This is a genomic window from Streptomyces marianii, from assembly GCF_005795905.1.
Classification (GTDB): domain Bacteria; phylum Actinomycetota; class Actinomycetes; order Streptomycetales; family Streptomycetaceae; genus Streptomyces; species Streptomyces marianii.
On the sequence record NZ_VAWE01000001.1, the window covers coordinates 7,087,868 to 7,109,643 of the forward strand.

A 21,776-nucleotide genomic window follows, 5' to 3' on the forward strand; every position below is an offset into this window, starting at 1 on the left:
ACAGATGACGGGCCGTGCTGCTGACGGTCCGTCGTGAGGACGAACCATCGGCACAGCCGGGAAGGCAGACGGAGCCATGGCGCTCGCGCAGCCCGAACCGGGTGCGCTGCCCGAGCGGACCGCACCGCTGCGCGGAGCACTCGCCACCACCGCCTGCATGGAGACCCTCCAGGTGGGGTACCTCCACGCGGTCGCGGCCGCCGCCGGCTGCTCGCTGTCCCAGCCGTTCCCCGACAACGGGATCGACTGGCACGTCAGCCACAGCGCTCCCGGCCACACCGTCGACGACGAGGTCACCATCAAGGTGCAGTTGAAGGCCACCTACCAGCTCGCACCCCACCCGCCCGGACCCGCCTTCTCCTTCACGCTCGACAACGAGCACCTGGTGAAGCTGGCCCGTACGCCCGTGTCGGTGCACAAGATCCTCGTCGTCATGATCGTGCCGCGGACCCGGGACGAGTGGCTGCGGGCCGGTCACGACCGGCTGGATCTCCGGCACTGCTGCTACTGGACCAATCTGGCCGGCCACCCCGTGACGGGCCGGCGGCGGACCACCGTGCGGATCCCGACCTCGCGCATCTTCGACGACCGGGCGCTCTGCGAGATCATGACGCGGGTCGGGACGGGAGGGAGACCCTGATGCACCGCCCGATCGACGAATCCGCACCGCGGCCGGGCCGCTCCCCCGCGGTGCCGCACGCCCGTCCCGTGCCCCTGCCGTTCCCCGACGGTGTGCCCGCTCCCTGGTACGGCAGCGGAACCCCCGACCCCGCCCTGGTCGACCCCCTGGTGCTCGGCGCGCTGCTGCACCGGCACGGATGGCGCAGACGCGGCGGGGCGGCCGGTCGGTACGCCCGCTGGACACCGCCGGGGCCCGACGTCGGGGGCACGAGCCTGCTCGTGCCCGAAAGCCGGGAGTTCCCCGACTGCGAGGACCTGCTGGGCGAGGCGCTCACCGCGCTCGCGCGGTCCGCCGCGCCCTCGGCCCGCGAGGTGCTGGTCGGGCTCGCCGTGCCGAGCGACGAGATCCGCTGGTGGCGCGACGTACCCCGGGGCCCGTCCGGCGCGGCGTCCTGGACCGTGCAGGAACAGCTGAGGTCCGCCGCGCGGCAACTGCTGCTCGCGGGGGCGCTCGCCGTGCGCGGCCGCGCCGGCTATTACGGAGCGCGCCACCGGCGGCAGGCGCAGGCGGTGCTGGAGGGCGTCCTGGTGGGGCCGGCGCCGGGCGGGCGCGGACTGACCGCGTTCGTGCCCGTGGACACCGGCCGGTCCGTCGCCGTCCGGCTGCACCACGCTCTGTACGCGGCGCGCGAGGCGATCGACTACCAGCGCGCCACCGGCGGGATGGACGCCTTCGACGCGGCGGTCGCGGCGGGGGTCAGCCGCGAGCTGACCGAGGCGCTGGTGGCGCTGGTGCGGGGGGCCGAGGGTGCCCGGATCGCGGTGGCGTGGTCCCCCTCGGCCGGAGTGCCCGAGGGCTGCGCGGCCCGGCCCGAACCGGTGGAGTTCTCGCCCGGCGACCTGCCCGCCCTGCGCGCGGCCGGCGCCCGCTACCTGCGGGACGAGCCGTCCGTCCCCGTCCGCGTCACCGGCACGGTGGTCCGGATGCGGCGCTCGGGCACCCGCGGCGAGGGGACGGTGCGGCTGCGCGTCCTCGCCGGAGCGGAGGTCCCGCACGTGCGCGCGGTCCTGGACGAGGAGTCCTACCGGACAGCGGGGCACGCCCATCTCGTGGGGCTCCCGATCCGCGTCGTCGGCCGCCTCGAGAGCCGCGGCGGCTTCCGGCGCCTCAGCGACGCGACCGACGTCGTGCCGGTGCAGGTGGACGAGGCGGAGCGGGACAGACTGATGAAGGCGCTGCACGAGAACCTTGACTTCTTCGAGGAGGCGTGCGGAGCGGACGACTGAGGGGCCCGCCGGGGGTGCGCCCGCGGGACGGTGCCGTGCCGGCCCGGGGCGGCGAGGCAGGGACCACCGGCGGACCGGCGGGTCCCGGTTCGTTCGGATGCACCCGCGGGACGACCCTCGCTCCCGGACCCGGAGGAGTCCCCCGGTGAAGCCGGGCGGCGCCTGTGGACGGTGTCGGCGGGCGGCGCCACGGCCGGGAGACGCCGTACACGGCGGCGCGACGCCGGCAGGTCCAACGGCCTGCACGTCGAGAGGGCGCCGCACGTCGCGGGGTGGCGCACGTTGGAGCCACAGGTCAAAGCGTCAGCACACCGCGACGGCCCGTTCGTGAGCCGGCACAGCACTGCGTCGGTACCGCACTGCGTCGGTACCGTGCACCGCGATGGAAGCGCACCGGAACGTCCCGCACGGGCGGGGTGCGACGGAGCCGGGACGTCTCGCACGGGCGGCGCGAGGCATTGCGACGGTCCGCACGGGCGGGGTGCGACGGAGCCGGGACGTCTCGCACGGGCGGCGCGAGGCACCGGAACGTCCCGCCCACCGCACGCGCGCAGCGCGCTTCGCGGGGCCGATCCGACGCTCGGTAGCATGACGTAGTGCACGCGCGATGCCTCGTCGCGTGCTCCCCCTTCAGACAGGAGAGACCGGTGTCAGACGTCCGTGTGATCATCCAACGCGATTCCGAGCGGGAAGAGCGCGTGGTGACCACGGGCACCACGGCGGCCGATCTCTTCGGCGGCGAGCGCACCGTGATCGCCGCGCGCGTCGGCGGAGAGCTGAAGGACCTGGCGTACGAGGTCAAGGACGGCGAGACCGTCGAGCCCGTCGCGATCTCGTCCGAGGACGGGCTGAACATCCTGCGCCACTCCACCGCGCACGTCATGGCGCAGGCCGTGCAGGAGCTGTTCCCCGAGGCCAAGCTCGGCATCGGCCCGCCGGTCCGGGACGGCTTCTACTACGACTTCGACGTGGAGAAGCCATTCACCCCCGAGGATCTCAAGGCCGTCGAGAAGAAGATGCAGGAGATCCAGAAGCGCGGACAGCGCTTCTCGCGCCGCGTCGTCACCGACGAGGCCGCGCGTGAGGAGCTCGCGGACGAGCCGTACAAGCTGGAGCTCATCGGGATCAAGGGTTCCGCCTCGCACGACGACGGCGCCGACGTCGAGGTGGGCGGCGGCGAGCTGACCATCTACGACAACCTGGACGCCAAGACCGGCGAGCTGTGCTGGAAGGACCTCTGCCGGGGCCCCCACCTGCCCACCACCCGCAACATCCCGGCGTTCAAGCTGATGCGCAACGCTGCCGCGTACTGGCGCGGCAGCGAGAAGAACCCGATGCTGCAGCGCATCTACGGCACCGCCTGGCCGTCCAAGGAAGAGCTGAAGGCCCATCTGGACTTCCTCGCCGAGGCCGAGAAGCGGGACCACCGCAAGCTCGGCAACGAGCTGGACCTCTTCTCGTTCCCGGACGAGGTCGGCTCCGGGCTCGCGGTCTTCCACCCCAGGGGCGGCGTGATCCGCCGGGTCATGGAGGACTACTCGCGCAAACGCCACGAGGAGCACGGCTACGAGTTCGTGTACTCGCCGCACGCGACCAAGGGCAAGCTGTTCGAGAAGTCGGGCCACCTGGACTGGTACGCCGAGGGCATGTACCCGCCCATGCAGCTCGACGAGGGCGTGGACTACTACCTCAAGCCCATGAACTGCCCGATGCACAACCTGATCTTCGATGCGCGCGGCCGCTCGTACCGTGAACTGCCGCTGCGCCTCTTCGAGTTCGGCACCGTGTACCGGTACGAGAAGTCGGGCGTCGTGCACGGCCTGACCCGTGCCCGCGGTTTCACCCAGGACGACGCGCACATCTACTGCACCCGCGAGCAGATGGCGGAGGAGCTGGACAAGACCCTCACCTTCGTCCTGGACCTGCTGCGCGACTACGGTCTGACCGACTTCTACCTGGAGCTGTCCACCAAGGATCCGAACAAGTTCGTGGGCTCCGACGAGGCCTGGGACGAGGCCACCGAGGTCCTGCGGCAGGTGGCCGAGAAGCAGGGCCTTCCGCTCACCCCCGACCCGGGCGGCGCGGCCTTCTACGGCCCGAAGATCTCCGTCCAGGCGAAGGACGCGATCGGCCGCACCTGGCAGATGTCGACGGTCCAGCTTGACTTCAACCTGCCGGAGCGCTTCAACCTGGAGTACACCGGCCCGGACGGCGCCAAGCAGCGTCCCGTCATGATCCACCGGGCGCTGTTCGGTTCCATCGAGCGCTTCTTCGCGGTGCTGCTGGAGCACTACGCCGGTGCCTTCCCGGCCTGGCTGGCGCCCGTCCAGGCGCTGGGCATCCCGATCGGCGACGCCCACGTCCCGTACCTGCGGGAGTTCGCCGCGAAGGCGAGGAAGCAGGGGCTGCGCGTGGAGGTGGACGCCTCCTCGGACCGGATGCAGAAGAAGATCCGCAACGCCCAGAAGCAGAAGGTGCCCTTCATGGTCATCGCGGGCGATGAGGACATGGAGCACGGCGCGGTGTCCTTCCGCTACCGCGACGGCTCCCAGGAGAACGGCATCCCCGTCGACGAGGCCATCGCCAAGATCGCCAAGGTGGTCGAGGAGCGCGCCCAGGTCTGATCAGCCCGGGACTCCCGGGTCCGGGCCGGCCGGGCGAGGCCGTGCCCGCGGCCGTCCCGCTCCGTCAGGAGGAGGCCCCCGGAGGACGTCGGTCCTCCGGGGGCCTCCTCTCGTCCTCGCGGGTGAAGACCTGGATCAGCCAGGACGAGAACGAGCCGGTCACCGCGCCCAGCAGCGCCAGCCCGCAGATCATCAGCCCGACCGCGATGATCCTGCCCCACGCGGTCACGGGCGTGACGTCCCCGTATCCGACGGTGGTCAGCGTCTCGCACACCCACCACACCGCGTCGCCGAAGGTGAGGATCGTCGCCCCGGGAGCGGTCCGCTCCGTGTGGTAGACGGCGAGCGCCCCGGCCCAGCCCAGCAGTACCGCACCCAGGCCGGCGTAGACGATCACCCGTGCGTAGAGGCTGAGGACCGGCTGGTCGCGCCGCCGCTGGAGCGTCGTGTACAGCTTCACCAGCCGCAGCGGGCGCAGCAGCGGCAGCAGGAGCACCAGGGCGTCCAGCCAGTGCGTCCGCAGGAAGCGGTGGAGCCTCCGGCCGCTGAGCCGCAGGCGGACCACGAAGTCGGTCAGGAAGACCAGCCACATCAGCAGCATCATGGCGAGGGCGATCTCCCTCCACACCCGGTCCACGCCGTGGGCCAGGATGCGCACCGAGTACGCGGCCAGGAAGACCAGCGAGGCGTAGAACAGCGGGAGCTCGGCCCGCTGCTCCCAGCGGTCCAGTGCGGTGTCTGCCCGTTCGGCGTCCATCCGGCCAGCATCGCCGGGAGCTGCCCGGGTCCGCCCCCGGCGACACGGTCCGTACGGGCGAAGTCATATGCTGCACCACATGACGAGTGAGCCGGAGCAGCAGATCGGGGTCGGCATCCAGGACGCCTTCCAGCGGCTGTGGACGCCGCACCGGATGGCCTACATCCAGGGCGAGAACAAGCCGACCGGTCCCGGGGCCGCCGACGGCTGCCCCTTCTGCTCCATCCCCGCCAAGTCCGACGAGGACGGACTCGTCATCGCGCGCGGCGAGAGCGTGTACGCCGTGCTCAATCTGTATCCGTACAACGGCGGCCACCTGATGGTGGTGCCGTACCGGCACGTCGCCGACTACACGGACCTCGACAGGGCCGAGACCACCGAACTCGCCGAGTTCACCAAGCGGGCGATGACGGCGCTGCGGACGGCCTCCGGGGCGCACGGCTTCAACATCGGCATGAACCAGGGCACGGTGGCCGGCGCCGGCATCGCCGCGCATCTGCATCAGCACGTGGTGCCGCGCTGGGGCGGTGACACCAACTTCATGCCGGTCATCGGCCACACGAAGGTGCTCCCCCAACTCCTCGCCGACACCCGGAAGATGCTCGCGGACACCTGGCCCGCCGCGTAGGACCGGCGGTCCTCCCGTCCCCGGGCGTCCCGGGGACGCTCCGGGGCCGCCCCGTCACGTTTCGTACGCCGTCACGCGTCGTACGCGTCCGCCTTGCGCGGCATCGGGTCCTGCACGCCCGTGCTCAGGAACGAAGAGCGGGTGCTGAAACGCTCCGTGTCCACGCCGTGCTCCTCGAGCACCCGCATCGCGGCGGAGTGGGCGACCCGCAGCACCGGCGTCGCCGCCCGCATGGCGTCGTCGGCCATGAAGCGGTGCCGCCAGGGCTGCTCGGCCCACGCGTGCCGCAGCCCGAACGGCTCGGGAAGGATCAGCTTCCCTCCGAGGAAGTCCAGAATCGGTGGATACCACGTGAACGGTGCCCGGACCATCTGCCGCACCACCTCCGGGGTTTCCACCAGCGGCAGCTGGCGCTCGACGGTCTCCCAGAACCGGACGGTCTTGGCGACCTCCACGGTCTTGGGCGCGGGCTTGCTGGTGAACAGGGAGTGCACCGGGCCGAGCGCGTGCCCGGTCACCTCGATGCGCAGCGTTTCGAACAGCACCGTCACCGTGATCATCATGGTGATGACCAGTTGGCCGTCCCACAGGGTGAACTGGACGCCCAGATAGTGCCGGTTGCCGCTGCCGAACTGCTGGTGGTCGCAGATCCGCTGTATCTCGTGGCGCTTCACCTGGAAGGTGTCCACGTCCTGGCCGTCCGGCCGCGCCACCTCGGCCGCGCCCTCCCCGACCGGCACCACGATCCAGTGCTTCACCGACGGCTTGGGGAAGCCGCCCGTGTTCAGCGGGCCGCGCTGGAGCAGGGTCAGCTGGTCGTGGATGACCTTGACGACGTCCCAGCTGCGGAACTGGTGGAACTCCTGGCCCGGTTCCCTGGCCACCAGCTCCTCGGCGAGCTGCCAGCTGCCCCAGCGGGTGCCCATGCCGAGTATCCCCTTGGGGCCGGCGTAGAAGACGGAGTTGGACTGCTGCTCGGCGGTGAGCTTCTCCAGGCCCTGGCGCAGCTGCTCGGCAGCGGTCTCGTTCGGGTTCCCCGGCACGGCCTCCGGGACCTTCGCCCCGATGCCGCCGCCGGAGAGGAGACCGTCCCAGCGGGCCCTCAGGTCCTTCGCCGTGGACTCGCAGATGCGCTTGGCGAACAGCCAGCCGATCACGGGCGCGACCACCATGGCCCTCAGGTAGTACCCCCAGAAGCCGCTGAACGGCAGCGCGACCAGGAAGATCACCGCGAGCAGCCCCACCGCCATCAGCAGCGCCGATCCGATGGCGCCGGCCTTCCTGTCCTTCGAGCCCGCCAGCGTACGGCGCAGCTGGAACACGCCGATCCACAGCAGCGCGCCGGGCAGGAACAGCAGTCCGAACACCGCCATGACCGCGGTGAGCCGGGCGTCCCGCTGCTTGCGGATCCGGCTCGCCGCAAGCGCGTGCTCCACCACGGCCTGCGGCTCGGCTCCGAACGACTGGATCAGCGGTTTGCGGGCCCCGCCGAGCATCCGCACCTGGACCGCCCGCGAGAAGGCCTCGCCCAGATTCGGCTCGAAGAGCGAGAACTTGCCCTTCTTCACCTTGGACTGGTGCCACTCGTTGTTGGCCTTGAGTATCTCCTCGAGCGGGCTGTCGCGATAGGCGGCCGAGGCGAGGGCATGTGTCGCCGCCGTCTGGCCGGCCGCCCCCTGCACCGGGATCTGGGCCCCGGGAGAGAAATCGAATGCCTGGTCCGCCACTACCGCCCCCATCGCCGCCTCGTCCGCACTGCGGCCTTCCCGACTACCGCGCCCCGCGCACCTTCCGAGCTGCGCGACACAGCGTATCGGTGTGGTGGCCCATGCGTCAGCAGCGCCTTTCGGTTCGCCGGGGCGACGGACCCGGGCGCGCGAGTGCCGCCCGCCGAAGGGGACTTCGGCGGGCGGCACTCCCCACCGGGGCCGCTTTCCGCGTGCTGCCGCGCCAGGACGGACGGGCCCGGCCACGGGAGGCCGGCATCCGGGCGGGGTCTTCTACGCGGCGGCCGTGCTCTCCTCCCGGATCTTGGCCGCCATCTGCGGCGGCATCGCCTCGTGCCGGGCGTACGTCCGGTCGAAGCGGCCCGTACCGTGCGAGACGGACCGCAGGTCCACCGCGTAGCGGCCGATCTCGATCTCCGGCACTTCGGCCCGCACGACCGTCCTGCCCGTGCCCGCCTGCTCGGTGCCGACCACCCGGCCGCGCCGGCCCGACAGATCGCTCATGACCGCCCCGACGTACTCGTCCGGCACCATCACCTGCACCTCGGCGACCGGCTCCAGCAGGTCGATCCGGGCCTGCGCCGCGGCCTCGCGGAGCGCCAGCGCGCCCGCGGTCTGGAACGCGGCGTCGGAGGAGTCCACCGAGTGGGCCTTGCCGTCCAGCAGCGTCACACGCACGTCGACCAGCGGGTGACCGGCCGAGAGGCCCTTCGCCGCTTGTGCCCGGATGCCCTTCTCCACGGAGGGGATGAACTGGCGGGGGACGGCGCCGCCCACCACCTTGTCGACGAACTCGATGCCCGAGCCGGGAGGCAGCGGTTCGACCTCGATCTCGCAGATCGCGTACTGGCCGTGCCCTCCGGACTGCTTCACATGGCGGCCCCGCCCCGCCGACGGCCCGCCGAACGTCTCCCGCAGCGACACCCTGTGCGGCACCACGTCGACCTGGACCCCGTACCTGCTTCGCAGCCGTTCCAGCGCCACGTCCATATGGGCCTCGCCCAGACACCACAGCACCACCTGGTGGGTGTCCTGGTTCTGCTCCAGGCGCATCGTGGGGTCCTCCGCGACCAGCCGGGACAGCCCCTGGGAGAGCCGGTCCTCGTCCGCCTTGCTGTGCGCCTGGATGGCCAGGGGGAGCAGCGGGTCGGGCATGGCCCACGGCTCCACCAGCAGCGGATCCGCCGTCGAGGAGATCGTGTCGCCGGTCTCGGCCCGTCCCAGCTTGGCTACGCAGGCGAGATCGCCGGCGATGCACCGGCCGACGGTGCGCTGCTGTTTGCCGAACGGGGAGGAGAGGGCGCCGATGCGCTCGTCGACGTCGTGGTCCTCGTGCCCGCGGTCGGCCAGCCCGTGACCCGACACGTGCACCGTCTCGTCCGGGCGGAGCGTCCCGGAGAAGACCCGGACCAGGGACAGTCGTCCGACGTACGGGTCGGACGCGGTCCTGACGACCTCGGCGACCAGCGGCCCGTCCGGGTCGCAGCTGACCGCGGGCCTGGGCCGGCCCTCCGGGGTGGTGACCGCCGGCGCCTCGCGCTCCAGCGGGGTCGGGAATCCGCCGGTGATCAGATCCAGCAGCTCGACCGTCCCGAGCCCGTGCTTCGCCCCGTCCACCGCAGGCGCCGCGGCCAGCACAGGATGGAAGGCGCCCCGTGCGACGGCCTTCTCCAGATCGTCGATCAGCGTCTTGAGATCGACCTCCTCGCCGCCCAGGTAGCGCTCCATGAGCGTCTCGTCCTCGCTCTCGGCGATGATCCCCTCGATCAGCCGGTTCCTGGCCTCGGCCAGCAGCGCCTCCTCCTCGGGTCCCGGAGCCTTCTCGACGCGCTCGCCGCCCGAGTAGTCGAACAGTTTCCGCGACAGCAGCCCGACCAGTCCCGTGACCGGTGCGTGGCCGTCGGCCGCCTCCGGGCCGTACCGCGGCAGGTAGAGCGGCAGCACGGCGTCCGGGTCGTCACCGCCGAACAACTGCCCGCAGACCTCGATCAGTTCGTCGAAGCCGGTGCGCGCCGTCTCCAGGTGTGTGACCACGATGGCCCGGGGCATCCCGACCGCTGCGCACTCCTCCCACACCATCCGGGTGGAGGCGGGCACGGCGTCGGCCTCCTGCGCGGCCGAGACGACGAAAAGGGCCGCGTCCGCGGCTCGCAGACCGGCCCTGAGTTCCCCCACGAAGTCGGCGTACCCGGGGGTGTCCAACAGATTGATCTTGTACCCGCCCCATTCGACCGGGACGAGACTCAGCTGTACGGAGCGCTGCTGGCGGTGCTCGATCTCGTCGTAGTCCGAGACCGTCCCGCCGTCCTCGACGCGTCCCGCCCGGTTGACCGCCCCGGCCGTCAGGGCCAGGGCCTCCACCAGGGTCGTCTTCCCCGATCCGCTGTGGCCGACCAGCACCACGTTCCGTACGGATGTCGGCCGGTCGGCCGTCGTAGCCCTGCCGGCGGCTCCGGATTGTGCATTCGCCTTGTCGCCCATGATTCGTTCCTCCCGACTCGGTGCACGGTGAGGTGAGGGCGCGGACCCGGGGGCGCGCTATGGGGAGCCCCCGGCCGGAGCCTGGGGGATGCGCCGGCGAAGCCCGCGGTTGTCTTTCGAGCTTTCCACTCCCGTCATGGTGCGTCCATACGTCGTACGCGACCGGGCCAGGCCGCTGGGCCGCCGCGTGCCTGGCTACGATGGGCGCGCCGGTGGCCGAAGGGGCCGCACGGCACACCGACCCCTCGGGAAGGCCATGCTGAACAAGTACGCGCGTGCGTTCTTCACGCGTGTCCTCACACCGTTCGCCGCGTTTCTGCTACGCCGCGGAGTGAGCCCCGACGCGGTGACCCTCGTCGGCACGGCCGGAGTGGTCGCGGGCGCGCTGGTCTTCTTCCCCCGCGGAGAGTTCTTCTGGGGGACGATCGTCATCACCCTGTTCGTCTTCTCCGACCTCGTCGACGGCAACATGGCCCGTCAGGCCGGAGTCTCCAGCCGCTGGGGCGCCTTCCTGGACTCCACGCTCGACCGGGTCGCGGACAGCGCCATCTTCGGCGGCTTCGCCCTCTGGTACGCCGGCAAGGGCGACGACAACGTGCTGTGCGCGGTGGCCATCTTCTGCCTCGCCAGCGGCCAGGTCGTCTCGTACACCAAGGCACGGGGCGAGTCGATCGGGCTGCCGGTAGCCGTGAACGGGCTGGTGGAGCGGGCCGAGCGGCTGGTGATCTCGCTGGTCGCGGCCGGGCTCGCCGGACTCCACGCCTTCGGGGTCCCCGGTGTCGACGTACTGCTCCCCGTCGCGCTCTGGATCGTGGCCGCGGGCTCGGTGGTGACGCTGGCGCAGCGCGTGGTCACGGTGCGCCGCGAGGCGGCCGAGGCGGACGCCCCGACGCCCGGCGGCGGCCCCCCGCAGGGCCCCTCGCACGGGACCACCCAGGGCACCTCGCAGGGGAGTGAGGCATGAGCGGCATGCCGGACCGGCTGACGGACACGCTGTACGGGCTGGGCTGGGCGACGGTCAGGAAGCTCCCGGAGCCCGCCGCCGCCGCGCTCGGACGCTCCATCGCCGACACCGCGTGGAAGCGGCGCGGGAAGGGCGTGCTGCGGCTGGAGGCCAACCTGGCCCGGGTGGTGCCCGACGCCGGACCGGAGCGGCTCGCCGAACTGTCCAAAGCCGGGATGCGCTCGTACATGCGCTACTGGATGGAGTCCTTCCGGCTCCCGTCCTGGGGCGAGGAGCGCGTGCGCCGGAGCGTGGACATCGAGAACATCCGGCGCCTGCACGACGGCATGGCCGAGGGCAGGGGCGTCGTCCTGGCGCTGCCGCACCTGGCGAACTGGGACCTGGCGGGGGTCTGGGCGACCCGTGCGCTCGGCATACCGTTCACCACCGTCGCGGAGCGGCTGAAGCCGGAGACCCTGTACGACCGGTTCGTCGCCTACCGCGAGTCCCTCGGCATGGAGGTACTGCCGCACACCGGCGGCTCCGCCTTCGGCACCCTGGCCCGGCGGCTGCGCGCCGGCGGACTCGTCTGCCTGGTCGCCGACCGCGACCTGTCCGCCTCGGGCATCGAGGTGAAGTTCTTCGGCGAGACGGCCAGGATGCCCGCGGGACCCGCGCTGCTCGCCCAGCAGACCGGCGCGCTGCTGCTGCCGGTGACCCTCTGGTACGACGGGACGTCCGTCATGAAGGGGCGGGTCCATCCGCCCGTCGACATACCCGAGACAGGTACCAGGGCCGAGAGGACGTCCGTGATGACACAGGCGCTGGCCGACGCCTTCGCCACCGGAATCGCCGACCACCCGGAGGACTGGCACATGCTGCAGCGGTTGTGGCTCTCGGACCTGGAGGACCGGGGCGACACGAGGGAGTTCCGGACGTGAGGATCGGGATCGTCTGCCCCTACTCGTGGGACGTCCCCGGCGGCGTCCAGTTCCACATCCGCGACCTCGCGGAGCATCTGATCGGACTGGGCCACGAGGTCTCCGTCCTCGCCCCGGCCGACGACGACACCCCGCTGCCGCCGTACGTCGTGTCGGCGGGCCGTGCCGTGCCCGTGCCGTACAACGGCTCGGTCGCCCGGCTCAACTTCGGCTTCCTCTCCGCGGCCCGGGTGCGGCGCTGGCTGCACGACGGCACCTTCGACGTGATCCACATCCACGAGCCGGCCTCGCCGTCCCTGGGGCTGCTGTCCTGCTGGGCGGCCCAGGGGCCGATCGTGGCGACCTTCCACACGTCCAACCCGCGCTCGCGGGCGATGATCGCCGCGTACCCGATCCTCCAGCCCGCCCTGGAGAAGATCAACGCTCGGATCGCGGTCAGCGAGTACGCCCGGCGCACGCTCGTGGAGCACCTCGGCGGCGACGCCGTGGTCATCCCCAACGGCGTCGACGTCGACTTCTTCGCGAAGGCCGAGCCGAAGGCGGAGTGGCAGGGTGGGGGTGCCACCGGCGAAGGCAAGGGGGGGACCCTGGGGTTCATCGGGCGCATCGACGAGCCCCGCAAGGGCCTGCCCGTCCTGATGAAGGCCCTGCCGAGGATCCTTCAGGCCCGTCCCGACACCCGGCTGCTCGTCGCGGGGCGCGGCGACGAGGAGGAGGCCGTCGAGTCGCTCCCCGCGGCGATGCGCGAGCACGTCGAGTTCCTGGGGATGGTCAGCGACGAGGACAAGGCCCGGCTGCTGCGCAGCGTCGACGTGTACGTCGCGCCCAACACCGGTGGTGAGAGTTTCGGCATCATCCTGGTCGAGGCCCTGTCGGCCGGTGCGCCGGTACTGGCCTCGGACCTCGACGCGTTCGCCCAGGTACTGGACCAGGGCGCGGCGGGCGAGCTCTTCGCCAACGAGGACGCCGGCGCGCTGGCCGACGCCGCGATCCGGCTGCTGGGCTCGCCGTCCCGGCGCGCCGAGCTCAGCGCCCGCGGCAGCGCCCATGTGCGGCGCTTCGACTGGTCCACGGTCGGCGCGGACATCCTCGCGGTGTACGAGACGGTGACGGACGGCGCGGCCTCGGTGGCCGCGGACGAACGCCCGGGCGGGCTGATGGCGCGCTTCGGTCTGGCCCGCGACTGAGGCGTCCGGGGCACGTCGGGGCGCGGCCGGACGCGGCCCCGGGGCCCGGGCGCGAAGGCGCTCCCCGACTCACCGGTAGATTGACCCGGCGTGACCGCAACCCTGATCTGGATCGTCGTCGCGCTCGTCGCCGTCGGCCTGTACCTCAGCTGGACCGCCGGCCGGCTCGATCGCCTGCACGCTCGGATCGACGCCGCGCGGGCGGCACTCGACGCCCAGCTCCTGCGCCGCGCCTCGGTCACCCAGGAGCTCGCCACCTCCGGCGTGCTGGACCCCGCCGCCTCGATCGTGCTCTACGAGGCCGCGCACGCGGCCCGTCAGGCGGACGAGGAGCACCGCGAGGTCGCGGAGAGCGAGCTGAGCCAGGCGCTGCGCGCCGTGTTCGGCGAGACGCAACAGGTGGAGGCCGTGCGGCAGGCTCCCGGGGGAGACGACGCCGCCGACGAACTGGCCGCGGCCGTACGGCGCGTCCCGATGGCGCGGCGGTTCCACAACGACGCCGTACGGGCGGCGCGGGCGCTGCGCCGGCACCGCAAGGTCCGCTGGTTCCGCCTCGCCGGGCACGCCCCGTCCCCGCTTGCCTTCGAGATGGACGACGAGCCCCCGGTGGCACTGGCGGACCGGCCGTAACGGCCTGCCCCGCGGTGCCGGACCGGCGGCACCCCTCCAGCCGGCACATGCCCGTGCCGGGACACCGCGGTGCCGGGTCGGAGCGCGTCCCGTCGGTGCGGGGACGCCCGTGCGGGTGGACCGCCTGTGCCGGGACATCGCGGTGCCGGGTCGGAGCGCGTCCCGTCGGTGCGGGGACGCCCGTGCGGGTGGACCGCCTGTGCCGGGACATCGCGGTGCCGGGTCGGAGCGCGTCCCGTCGGTGCGGGGACGCCCGTGCGGGTGGACCGCCTGTGCCGGGACATCGCGGTGCCGGGTCGGAGCGCGTCCCGTCGGTGCGGGGACGCCCGTGCGGGTGGACCGCCTGTGCCGGGACACCGCGGTGCCGGGTCGGAGCGCGTCCCGTCCGTGCGGGGACGCCCGTGCCGGTAGACCGCCCGCGCCGGGCCGACGTCCGGGCAACCGGGTCCGGACGTCGGCCCGGCGCCGCCCCGAGGCGCCTGGCACCGCCCCGAGGCCAGCGCCAAAACGATCCACAGGGTCCCCATTGGCCCTTGCCGTGGCCTGGCACCGGACTGTTTCCTCGTCGGAGCACCATTTGTCGTCACCGAATGAGGTCGATCGTGTCCAGCACGTTCTCCAACTCCCCGCAGGCTCCCGAGACCGGCACCGCACGTGTGAAGCGAGGCATGGCCGAGCAGCTCAAGGGCGGCGTGATCATGGACGTCGTCACGCCTGACCAGGCGAAGATCGCCGAGGACGCGGGCGCCGTGGCCGTCATGGCCCTGGAGCGCGTTCCCGCCGACATCCGCAAGGACGGCGGCGTGGCCCGGATGTCCGACCCGGACATGATCGAGGGCATCATCGAGGCCGTCTCGATCCCGGTGATGGCCAAGTCCCGCATCGGCCACTTCGTCGAGGCCCAGGTCCTGCAGTCGCTCGGTGTGGACTACATCGACGAGTCCGAGGTGCTCACCCCGGCCGACGAGGTCAACCACTCCGACAAGTGGGCCTTCACCACCCCCTTCGTCTGCGGCGCCACCAACCTGGGCGAGGCCCTGCGCCGGATCGCCGAGGGCGCGGCCATGATCCGCTCCAAGGGCGAGGCCGGCACCGGCAACGTCGTCGAGGCCGTCCGCCACCTGCGCCAGATCAAGAACGAGATCGCCCGCCTGCGCGGCTTCGACAACAACGAGCTGTACGCCGCCGCCAAGGAGCTGCGCGCCCCGTACGAGCTCGTCGCCGAGGTCGCCCGGCTCGGCAAGCTGCCGGTCGTCCTCTTCTCCGCCGGTGGTGTCGCCACCCCCGCCGACGCCGCGCTGATGCGCCAGCTCGGCGCAGAGGGCGTCTTCGTCGGCTCCGGCATCTTCAAGTCCGGCGACCCGGCCAAGCGTGCCGCGGCCATCGTGAAGGCCACCACCTTCTACGACGACCCCAAGATCATCGCGGACGCCTCCCGCAACCTCGGCGAGGCCATGGTCGGTATCAACTGCGACACCCTGCCCGAGGCCGAGCGCTACGCGAACCGCGGCTGGTAACCACCCATGAGCACACCCGGCACCCCTGTCATCGGAGTACTGGCTCTGCAGGGCGACGTACGGGAGCACCTGATCGCCCTGGCCGCGGCCGACGCCGCGGCCAGGTCGGTCCGGCGCCCCGAGGAACTCGCCGGGGTCGACGGCCTCGTCATCCCGGGCGGCGAGTCCACCACCATCTCCAAACTGGCCCGTCTCTTCGGGGTGATGGAGCCGCTGCGCGAGCGCGTGCGCGCCGGGATGCCGGTCTACGGCACCTGCGCGGGCCTGATCATGCTCGCCGAGAAGATCCTTGACCCGCGGTCGGGTCAGGAGACCATCGGCGGCATCGACATGATCGTGCGCCGCAACGCCTTCGGTCGCCAGAACGAGTCCTTCGAGTCGGCGGTCGCGGTCACGGGCGTCGAGGGCGGTCCCGTGGAGGGCGTCTTCATCCGCGCCCCGTGGGTCGAGTCCGTCGGCGCCGAGGTCGAGGTGCTCGCCGAGCACGACGGCCACATCGTCGCCGTCCGCCAGGGCACCGCGCTGGCCACGTCGTTCCACCCGGAGCTGACCGGGGATCACCGTGTGCACGCCCTGTTCGTCGACATGGTGCGCGCCTCGCGATCAGAAGGTGCACGCGTCAGCGCTCCGTGAGGGGGGCGGTGGTCGGGCGACGGGTAGGATCACAGGCGAACGCAGCAGAGATCGGTTACGCGAAGGAGACAGGCAGATGTCCGGCCACTCTAAATGGGCCACGACGAAGCACAAGAAGGCCGTGATCGACGCCAAGCGCGGCAAGCTCTTCGCGAAGCTGATCAAGAACATCGAGGTTGCGGCCCGTACCGGCGGCGCCGACGTCGACGGCAACCCGACCCTCTTCGACGCCATCCAGAAGGCGAAGAAGCAGTCGGTCCCGAACAAGAACATCGACTCCGCGGTCAAGCGCGGCGCGGGCCTCGAGGCCGGCGGCGCCGACTACGAGACGATCATGTACGAGGGCTACGGTCCGAACGGTGTGGCGGTGCTCATCGAGTGCCTCACCGACAACCGCAACCGTGCCGCCTCCGACGTGCGTGTAGCGATGACCCGCAACGGCGGCTCGATGGCCGACCCCGGCTCGGTGTCCTACCTCTTCAACCGCAAGGGCGTCGTGGTGCTCCCGAAGGGCGAGCTGACCGAGGACGACGTGCTCGGCGCGGTGCTGGACGCGGGTGCCGAGGAGGTCAACGACCTGGGTGAGAACTTCGAGGTCATCAGCGAGGCCACGGACCTGGTCGCGGTCCGCACCGCGCTCCAGGACGCCGGTATCGACTACGACTCGGCCGAGGCCGACTTCGTCCCGACCATGCAGGTCGAACTGGACGAAGAGGGCGCGCGCAAGATCTTCAAGCTGATCGACGCGCTGGAGGACAGCGACGACGTGCAGAACGTCTTCGCCAACTTCGACGTCTCGGACGACGTCATGGAGAAGGTCGACGCCTGATCCCGCTTCGTACGACGGGCCGACGGGGACGCACCCCGTCGGCCCGTCGCGTTTCGGCCCGAGGCGTTGTCGGTGGTTGTCAGCGGGAGCCGATAGCCTGCACAAGCGCCGGGGCACCTTCCGGCGGTGGCCGGGGGACGGCGAGGAGGGGGTGGGCGTGTGCGTGTGCTGGGGGTGGACCCGGGGCTGACCCGGTGCGGCATCGGTGTCGTCGAGGGCGTCGCGGGCCGTCCGCTGACGATGCTCGGCGTCGGCGTGGTCCGCACTTCCGCGGACGCGGAGATCGGCGACCGGCTCGTCGCCGTCGAACGCGGGATCGAGGAGTGGCTGGACGCGTACCGGCCCGAACTGGTCGCGGTCGAGCGGGTGTTCAGCCAGCACAACGTCCGCACGGTCATGGGTACGGCCCAGGCCAGCGCCGTCGCCATGCTGTGCGCGGCCCGCCGCGGACTGCCCGTCGCCCTGCACACCCCGAGCGAGGTCAAGGCGTCCGTCACCGGCAGCGGCCGCGCCGACAAGGGGCAGGTGGGCGCAATGGTGACCCGGCTGCTGCGGCTGGACGCCCCGCCGAAGCCGGCCGACGCCGCCGACGCCCTCGCCCTCGCCATCTGCCACATCTGGCGGGCGCCCGCGCAGAACCGCCTGCAGCGGGCGGTCGCCGCCCACCACGCGACGAAAGGCCGTACCGCATGATCGCCTTTGTGAGCGGCCCGGTCGCCGCCCTCGCCCCGACCACCGCCGTGATCGAGGTCGGCGGCGTCGGCATGGCCGTCCAGTGCACACCCGACACCCTGTCCGGGCTGAGAGTGGGTCAGGAGGCGCGGCTCGCCACGTCGTTGGTGGTCCGCGAGGACTCCCTGACGTTGTACGGCTTCGCCGACGACGACGAGCGGCAGGTCTTCGAGTTGCTCCAGACCGCGAGCGGCGTCGGACCCCGGCTGGCACAGGCGATGCTCGCGGTGCACAGCCCGGACGCGCTGCGGCGTGCGGTGGCCACGGGTGACGAGAAGGCGCTCACGGCCGTCCCCGGCATCGGGAGGAAGGGCGCCCAGAAGCTGCTGCTCGAGCTCAAGGACCGCCTCGGCGACCCGACAGGGTCCCCCGGCCGTGCCGTCGGCGCCCCCGTCACCCAGTCCTGGCGCGACCAGTTGCACGCCGCGCTGATCGGACTCGGCTACGCCACCCGCGAGGCCGACGAGGCGGTCACCGCCGTCACCCCGCAGGCGGAGGCGGCGGCGGGCGAGCCCCAGATCGGCCCGCTGCTCAAGTCCGCCCTCCAGACGCTGAACCGCACCCGCTGACCCCGAACCGCACCCGCCCACCCACGCGAGGCAATCCACAGTGAACTGGGACGACACCGCACCGCCGACCGCCGACGCCGCCGACGGCAGGCTCGTCGGGGCCTCCGCCGACGGCGAGGACCAGGCCGTGGAGGCGGCCCTGCGGCCGAAGTCGCTGGACGAGTTCGTCGGTCAGGAGCGCGTACGCGAACAACTCGACCTCGTTCTGAAGGCGGCGCTCGCTCGCGGCGCCACCGCCGACCACGTCCTGCTCTCCGGAGCCCCCGGGCTCGGCAAGACCACGCTCTCCATGATCATCGCGGCCGAGATGGGTGCCCCGATCAGGATCACCAGCGGCCCGGCCATCCAGCACGCGGGAGACCTCGCCGCCATCCTCTCCTCCCTCCAGGAGGGCGAGGTGCTGTTCCTCGACGAGATCCACCGGATGTCCCGGCCCGCCGAGGAGATGCTCTACATGGCCATGGAGGACTTCCGCGTCGACGTGATCGTCGGCAAGGGGCCCGGCGCCACCGCCATCCCGCTGGAACTGCCTCCGTTCACCCTGGTCGGCGCCACCACCCGGGCCGGACTGCTGCCCCCGCCGCTGCGCGACCGCTTCGGCTTCACCGCGCACATGGAGTTCTACGAACCCGCCGAGCTCGAGCGCGTCGTCCACCGCTCCGCCCAGCTCCTGGACGTGGCGGTCGACACGGACGGAGCGGCGGAGATCGCCGGGCGCTCCCGCGGCACGCCGCGCATCGCCAACCGGCTGCTGCGTCGCGTCCGCGACTACGCCCAGGTCAAGGAGGACGGCCGGGTCACCCGAGAGATCGCAGCGGCCGCCCTCGCGGTGTACGAGGTGGACGGCCGCGGCCTCGACCGGCTCGACCGCGCGGTGCTCAAGGCGCTCCTCAAGCTGTTCGGTGGCGGCCCGGTCGGCCTGTCGACCCTGGCCGTGGCCGTGGGGGAGGAGCGGGAGACCGTCGAGGAGGTCGCGGAGCCCTTCCTGGTCCGGGAGGGCCTGCTGGCCCGCACCCCGCGGGGCCGCGTGGCGACGCCGGCGGCATGGGCGCACCTCGGCCTGGTGCCGCCCCGGCAGGGCTCCGGTGCGAGCGGACAACAGGGTCTGTTCGGGACGTGACGGCGCGGAGGGTCGCCCGGGCGGGAACCGGGGTGCGATGCTGGGCGTTGTTCCATCGATGCGGACTCGCTTAGACTCCGCCGATGCCGCCCGTGAAGGTCGGCGTACCCACCCCCGTAGACCAGGCCGCTCCTCACCGCGGTCGTGCGAAGGAATTCCGTCCCGTGGATATCGTGACCCTCCTCCCGTTCATCGTGCTCATCGGGGCCATGTTCCTGATGACCCGCTCCGCCAAGAAGAAGCAGCAGGCGGCGGTGAACATGCGGAACCAGATGCAGCCCGGCACCGGCGTCCGGACCATCGGCGGCCTCTACGCCACGGTCAAGGACGTCAACGACGACACGGTCCTCCTCGAGGCCGCCCCCGGCGTGCACCTCGTATTCGCCAAGAACGCCATCGGGGCCGTTCTGGAGGACGCCGAGTACAACCGGATCGTGCACGGCGACGGGGAAGACGACCTCAAGAGCGACACGCCGATCGTGCCGGACGACGCCTCCTCGCTGACCGACGCGGGTGCTGCCGACGCCGCCCAGGATGCCAAGATCGACCTCGGCAAGAAGGACGAGGCGGACGACGCCGAGTCGGCGCCGGAGGCCAAGGACGCCAAGGGCGACGACAAGAGCGGCGGCGACACCGACGCGAAGTAGCCGCGACCGGGGACCGCGGCGCGCCCACCGGCGCGCGCGGTCCCCGGTGCGTGCCCACTTCTTCCGCGGGGGCAGGTCCCCACAACACATCGTGGCCGACCCGTCGCATACCCGGCGCGGGGCGGTTGGACAGGGAGAAACGACAAGGTGGCAGCACCGAAGAAGGGCCGAAAGGCGCCGGGGGGTCAGGGGAAGCCTGGGCGTACCCTCGCGCTGATGCTGATTGTCATGGCCGGTCTCGTCGGCGGGATGTTCTGGTCCGGGGACACCACGCCGCGACTCGGTATCGACCTCGCGGGCGGTACGACGATCACGCTCAAGGCGGAGGCGGAGCCCGGCAAGGAGAGCGCGGTCAACGAGACCAACATGAACACGGCGGTCGGCATCATCGAGCGTCGTGTCAATGGTCTGGGTGTCTCCGAGGCCGAGGTCCAGACCCAGGGCAAAGAGAACATCATCGTCAACATCCCCAAGGGTACGAACTCGGAGCAGGCCCAGAAGCTGGTCGGCACGACCGCGCGACTGTACTTCCGCCCCGTGCTCAACGTGGTGCCCGCCGGCCCGGCGAATCCCGAGCCCACCGGCAGCCCGAGCGCCTCGCCGTCCGGCAAGCCCGGTGAGAAGGCGACCGACGGCAAGGACAAGGCCACCGCGCCGAGCAGCAGCCCGACCACGCAGGGCCGTGCCGTCACCGAGGCGCTGAAGGCGCCCTCGCCGACGCCGAGCGGCGCCGCCTCGGACCAGCCGAAGGCTCCGGAGAGCCCGAACCCGGCGCCCACGCCCAGCGGAGCCGCCGCCAATCCGGAGCTGGAGAAGCAGTTCGCCGCCCTGAACTGCCTCGACCCGAAGGCACGCTCCAACGCGGGCAAGGGTGCCCAGCCCGAGCAGGCCACCGTCGCCTGTGGCAAGAACAGTGTCGGTGGCTGGGAGAAGTACCTGCTCGGCCCGGCCGAGGTCGACGGCAAGGACGTCGACGACGCCAAGGGCGTGCTGGACCCGCAGCGCGGCATCTGGATCGTGCAGATGGACTTCACGGGCGCCGGCTCGAAGAAGTTCGCGAAGATCACCGGCAAGCTCTCGCAGCAGCCGTCGCCGATGAACCAGTTCGCGATCGTGCTCGACGGTGAGGTCGTCTCGGCGCCTCAGGTCAACCAGACCCTCAGCGCCAGCGCCGAGATCTCGGGCAACTTCGACCAGGAGTCGGCACAGGACCTCGGCAACATCCTGTCCTACGGTGCGCTCCCGTTGAGCTTCGACGTGGAGACCGTCACCACCGTGACGCCCGCGCTCGGTGGCGAGCAGCTCAAGGCCGGTCTCATCGCGGGCGCCATCGGCCTCGCGCTCGTCGTGATCTACCTGGTGGTCTACTACCGGGGTCTGTCGCTCGTCGCCCTGCTCAGCCTGCTGGCCTCGGCGATCCTGACCTACGCCCTGATGTCGCTGCTCGGCCCGGCCATCGGCTTCGCGCTGAACCTGCCCGCCGTCTGCGGTGCCATCGTCGCCATCGGTATCACCGCGGACTCGTTCATCGTGTACTTCGAGCGCATCCGGGACGAGATCCGCGAGGGCCGCACGCTGCGCCCCGCCGTCGAGCGCGCCTGGCCGCGTGCCCGGCGCACGATCCTCGTCTCCGACTTCGTGTCGTTCCTCGCCGCCGCGGTGCTCTTCATCGTGACCGTCGGCAAGGTACAGGGCTTCGCGTTCACGCTCGGCCTGACCACCCTGCTCGACGTGGTCGTGGTGTTCTTCTTCACCAAGCCGCTGATGACGCTCCTCGCCCGCACGAAGTTCTTCGCGAGCGGACACCCCTGGTCCGGTCTGGACCCGAAGCGACTCGGCGCCAAGCCGCCGCTGCGCCGCTCGCGCCGTGTCTCCGCCCCCGTCGACCCGAAGGAGGCGTGAG

Annotated in this window: 19 protein-coding genes; 16 read left to right on the top strand and 3 right to left on the bottom strand. The window is 71.8% G+C overall.

The window, feature by feature from the left end:
• Positions 1 to 76: 76 nt before the first annotated feature.
• From FEF34_RS32160 to thrS, 3 genes are all read left to right on the top strand, one after another.
• Positions 77 to 640, top strand: coding sequence for a DUF4365 domain-containing protein (locus tag FEF34_RS32160; RefSeq protein WP_138056293.1), 564 nt, complete (start codon positions 77 to 79; stop codon positions 638 to 640).
• Entirely contained in the window at positions 640 to 1,908 is a 1,269-nt protein-coding gene (locus tag FEF34_RS32165; RefSeq protein WP_138056294.1) for a hypothetical protein, read from the top strand. The genes FEF34_RS32160 and FEF34_RS32165 overlap by 1 nt, the downstream gene beginning before the upstream one ends.
• 647 nt (positions 1,909 to 2,555) lie before the next feature.
• A complete protein-coding gene (gene thrS, locus FEF34_RS32170) occupies positions 2,556 to 4,532 on the top strand; it encodes a threonine--tRNA ligase (protein ID WP_138056295.1) in 1,977 nt (658 codons plus the stop codon).
• A gap of 64 nt (positions 4,533 to 4,596) precedes the next feature.
• On the opposite strand, the gene FEF34_RS32175 is transcribed toward thrS, so the two are convergent.
• Entirely contained in the window at positions 4,597 to 5,289 is a 693-nt protein-coding gene (locus FEF34_RS32175; RefSeq protein WP_138056296.1) for a potassium channel family protein, read from the bottom strand.
• A gap of 67 nt (positions 5,290 to 5,356) precedes the next feature.
• On the opposite strand from FEF34_RS32175, the gene FEF34_RS32180 reads away from it, so the two are divergent.
• Positions 5,357 to 5,917 (top strand): HIT family protein, encoded by a 561-nt coding sequence (locus tag FEF34_RS32180; RefSeq protein WP_138056297.1) that lies wholly within the window; start codon positions 5,357 to 5,359, stop codon positions 5,915 to 5,917.
• A gap of 71 nt (positions 5,918 to 5,988) precedes the next feature.
• On the opposite strand, the gene FEF34_RS32185 is transcribed toward FEF34_RS32180, so the two are convergent.
• Together FEF34_RS32185 and FEF34_RS32190 are read right to left on the bottom strand one after the other, a co-directional pair.
• Complete coding sequence (locus FEF34_RS32185; RefSeq protein ID WP_138056298.1) at positions 5,989 to 7,644, bottom strand: hypothetical protein; 1,656 nt, start codon at positions 7,642 to 7,644, stop codon at positions 5,989 to 5,991.
• A gap of 273 nt (positions 7,645 to 7,917) precedes the next feature.
• Positions 7,918 to 10,125, bottom strand: a complete 2,208-nt coding sequence (locus FEF34_RS32190; RefSeq protein WP_138056299.1) for an elongation factor G-like protein EF-G2 — start codon at positions 10,123 to 10,125, stop codon at positions 7,918 to 7,920.
• A gap of 256 nt (positions 10,126 to 10,381) precedes the next feature.
• Between FEF34_RS32190 and pgsA the strand changes: the two genes are divergently transcribed.
• The 12 genes from pgsA to secD all read left to right on the top strand — a co-directional run bounded on the left by pgsA (position 10,382) and on the right by secD (position 21,775).
• Positions 10,382 to 11,089 carry a phosphatidylinositol phosphate synthase gene (gene pgsA, locus FEF34_RS32195; RefSeq protein ID WP_138056300.1) on the top strand — a complete coding sequence of 236 codons (708 nt, stop codon included), beginning with the start codon at positions 10,382 to 10,384 and terminating at the stop codon, positions 11,087 to 11,089.
• On the top strand, positions 11,086 to 12,009 hold the full coding sequence (locus FEF34_RS32200) for a phosphatidylinositol mannoside acyltransferase (RefSeq protein ID WP_138056301.1): 924 nt from the start codon (positions 11,086 to 11,088) through the stop codon (positions 12,007 to 12,009). The genes pgsA and FEF34_RS32200 overlap by 4 nt, the downstream gene beginning before the upstream one ends.
• Positions 12,006 to 13,196, top strand: coding sequence for a glycosyltransferase family 4 protein (locus tag FEF34_RS32205; protein ID WP_138056302.1), 1,191 nt, complete (start codon positions 12,006 to 12,008; stop codon positions 13,194 to 13,196). Before FEF34_RS32200 ends, FEF34_RS32205 begins: the two co-directional genes overlap by 4 nt.
• 90 nt (positions 13,197 to 13,286) lie before the next feature.
• Positions 13,287 to 13,826: a hypothetical protein gene (locus tag FEF34_RS32210; protein WP_138056303.1), complete on the top strand. Its 540-nt coding sequence runs from the start codon at positions 13,287 to 13,289 to the stop codon at positions 13,824 to 13,826.
• A 590-nt stretch (positions 13,827 to 14,416) separates the two neighbouring features.
• Entirely contained in the window at positions 14,417 to 15,343 is a 927-nt protein-coding gene (gene pdxS, locus FEF34_RS32215; RefSeq protein ID WP_171053175.1) for a pyridoxal 5'-phosphate synthase lyase subunit PdxS, read from the top strand.
• 6 nt (positions 15,344 to 15,349) lie between these two features.
• Positions 15,350 to 15,976: a pyridoxal 5'-phosphate synthase glutaminase subunit PdxT gene (pdxT, locus tag FEF34_RS32220; protein ID WP_138056305.1), complete on the top strand. Its 627-nt coding sequence runs from the start codon at positions 15,350 to 15,352 to the stop codon at positions 15,974 to 15,976.
• Between the two features lie 76 nt (positions 15,977 to 16,052).
• Positions 16,053 to 16,805 carry a YebC/PmpR family DNA-binding transcriptional regulator gene (locus FEF34_RS32225; protein WP_138056306.1) on the top strand — a complete coding sequence of 251 codons (753 nt, stop codon included), beginning with the start codon at positions 16,053 to 16,055 and terminating at the stop codon, positions 16,803 to 16,805.
• Between the two features lie 159 nt (positions 16,806 to 16,964).
• Positions 16,965 to 17,498: a crossover junction endodeoxyribonuclease RuvC gene (ruvC, locus tag FEF34_RS32230; protein ID WP_138056307.1), complete on the top strand. Its 534-nt coding sequence runs from the start codon at positions 16,965 to 16,967 to the stop codon at positions 17,496 to 17,498.
• Positions 17,495 to 18,106, top strand: a complete 612-nt coding sequence (gene ruvA, locus FEF34_RS32235; RefSeq protein WP_138056308.1) for a Holliday junction branch migration protein RuvA — start codon at positions 17,495 to 17,497, stop codon at positions 18,104 to 18,106. The genes ruvC and ruvA overlap by 4 nt, the downstream gene beginning before the upstream one ends.
• A 40-nt stretch (positions 18,107 to 18,146) precedes the next feature.
• On the top strand, positions 18,147 to 19,226 hold the full coding sequence (ruvB, locus tag FEF34_RS32240) for a Holliday junction branch migration DNA helicase RuvB (RefSeq protein ID WP_138056309.1): 1,080 nt from the start codon (positions 18,147 to 18,149) through the stop codon (positions 19,224 to 19,226).
• Between the two features lie 164 nt (positions 19,227 to 19,390).
• The gene (yajC, locus tag FEF34_RS32245) at positions 19,391 to 19,873 is read left to right on the top strand and encodes a preprotein translocase subunit YajC (protein WP_138056310.1); all 483 of its coding nucleotides are present in this window, start codon (positions 19,391 to 19,393) and stop codon (positions 19,871 to 19,873) included.
• A 147-nt stretch (positions 19,874 to 20,020) separates the two neighbouring features.
• Positions 20,021 to 21,775: a protein translocase subunit SecD gene (gene secD / locus FEF34_RS32250; RefSeq protein WP_171053176.1), complete on the top strand. Its 1,755-nt coding sequence runs from the start codon at positions 20,021 to 20,023 to the stop codon at positions 21,773 to 21,775.
• Position 21,776 lies beyond the last annotated feature (1 nt).

Excerpts from the sequence above, each read along its gene's own strand:
- FEF34_RS32160 (WP_138056293.1), top strand. The coding sequence starts at position 77 with ATGGCGCTCGCGCAGCCCGAACCGGGTGCGCTGCCCGAGCGGACCGCA.
- FEF34_RS32165 (WP_138056294.1), top strand. The coding sequence starts at position 640 with ATGCACCGCCCGATCGACGAATCCGCACCGCGGCCGGGCCGCTCCCCC.
- FEF34_RS32175 (WP_138056296.1), bottom strand. The coding sequence starts at position 5,289 with ATGGACGCCGAACGGGCAGACACCGCACTGGACCGCTGGGAGCAGCGG.
- FEF34_RS32180 (WP_138056297.1), top strand. The coding sequence starts at position 5,357 with ATGCTGCACCACATGACGAGTGAGCCGGAGCAGCAGATCGGGGTCGGC.
- FEF34_RS32190 (WP_138056299.1), bottom strand. The coding sequence starts at position 10,125 with ATGGGCGACAAGGCGAATGCACAATCCGGAGCCGCCGGCAGGGCTACG.
- pgsA (WP_138056300.1), top strand. The coding sequence starts at position 10,382 with ATGCTGAACAAGTACGCGCGTGCGTTCTTCACGCGTGTCCTCACACCG.
- FEF34_RS32200 (WP_138056301.1), top strand. The coding sequence starts at position 11,086 with ATGAGCGGCATGCCGGACCGGCTGACGGACACGCTGTACGGGCTGGGC.
- pdxS (WP_171053175.1), top strand. The coding sequence starts at position 14,417 with ATGAGGTCGATCGTGTCCAGCACGTTCTCCAACTCCCCGCAGGCTCCC.
- pdxT (WP_138056305.1), top strand. The coding sequence starts at position 15,350 with ATGAGCACACCCGGCACCCCTGTCATCGGAGTACTGGCTCTGCAGGGC.
- FEF34_RS32225 (WP_138056306.1), top strand. The coding sequence starts at position 16,053 with ATGTCCGGCCACTCTAAATGGGCCACGACGAAGCACAAGAAGGCCGTG.
- ruvA (WP_138056308.1), top strand. The coding sequence starts at position 17,495 with ATGATCGCCTTTGTGAGCGGCCCGGTCGCCGCCCTCGCCCCGACCACC.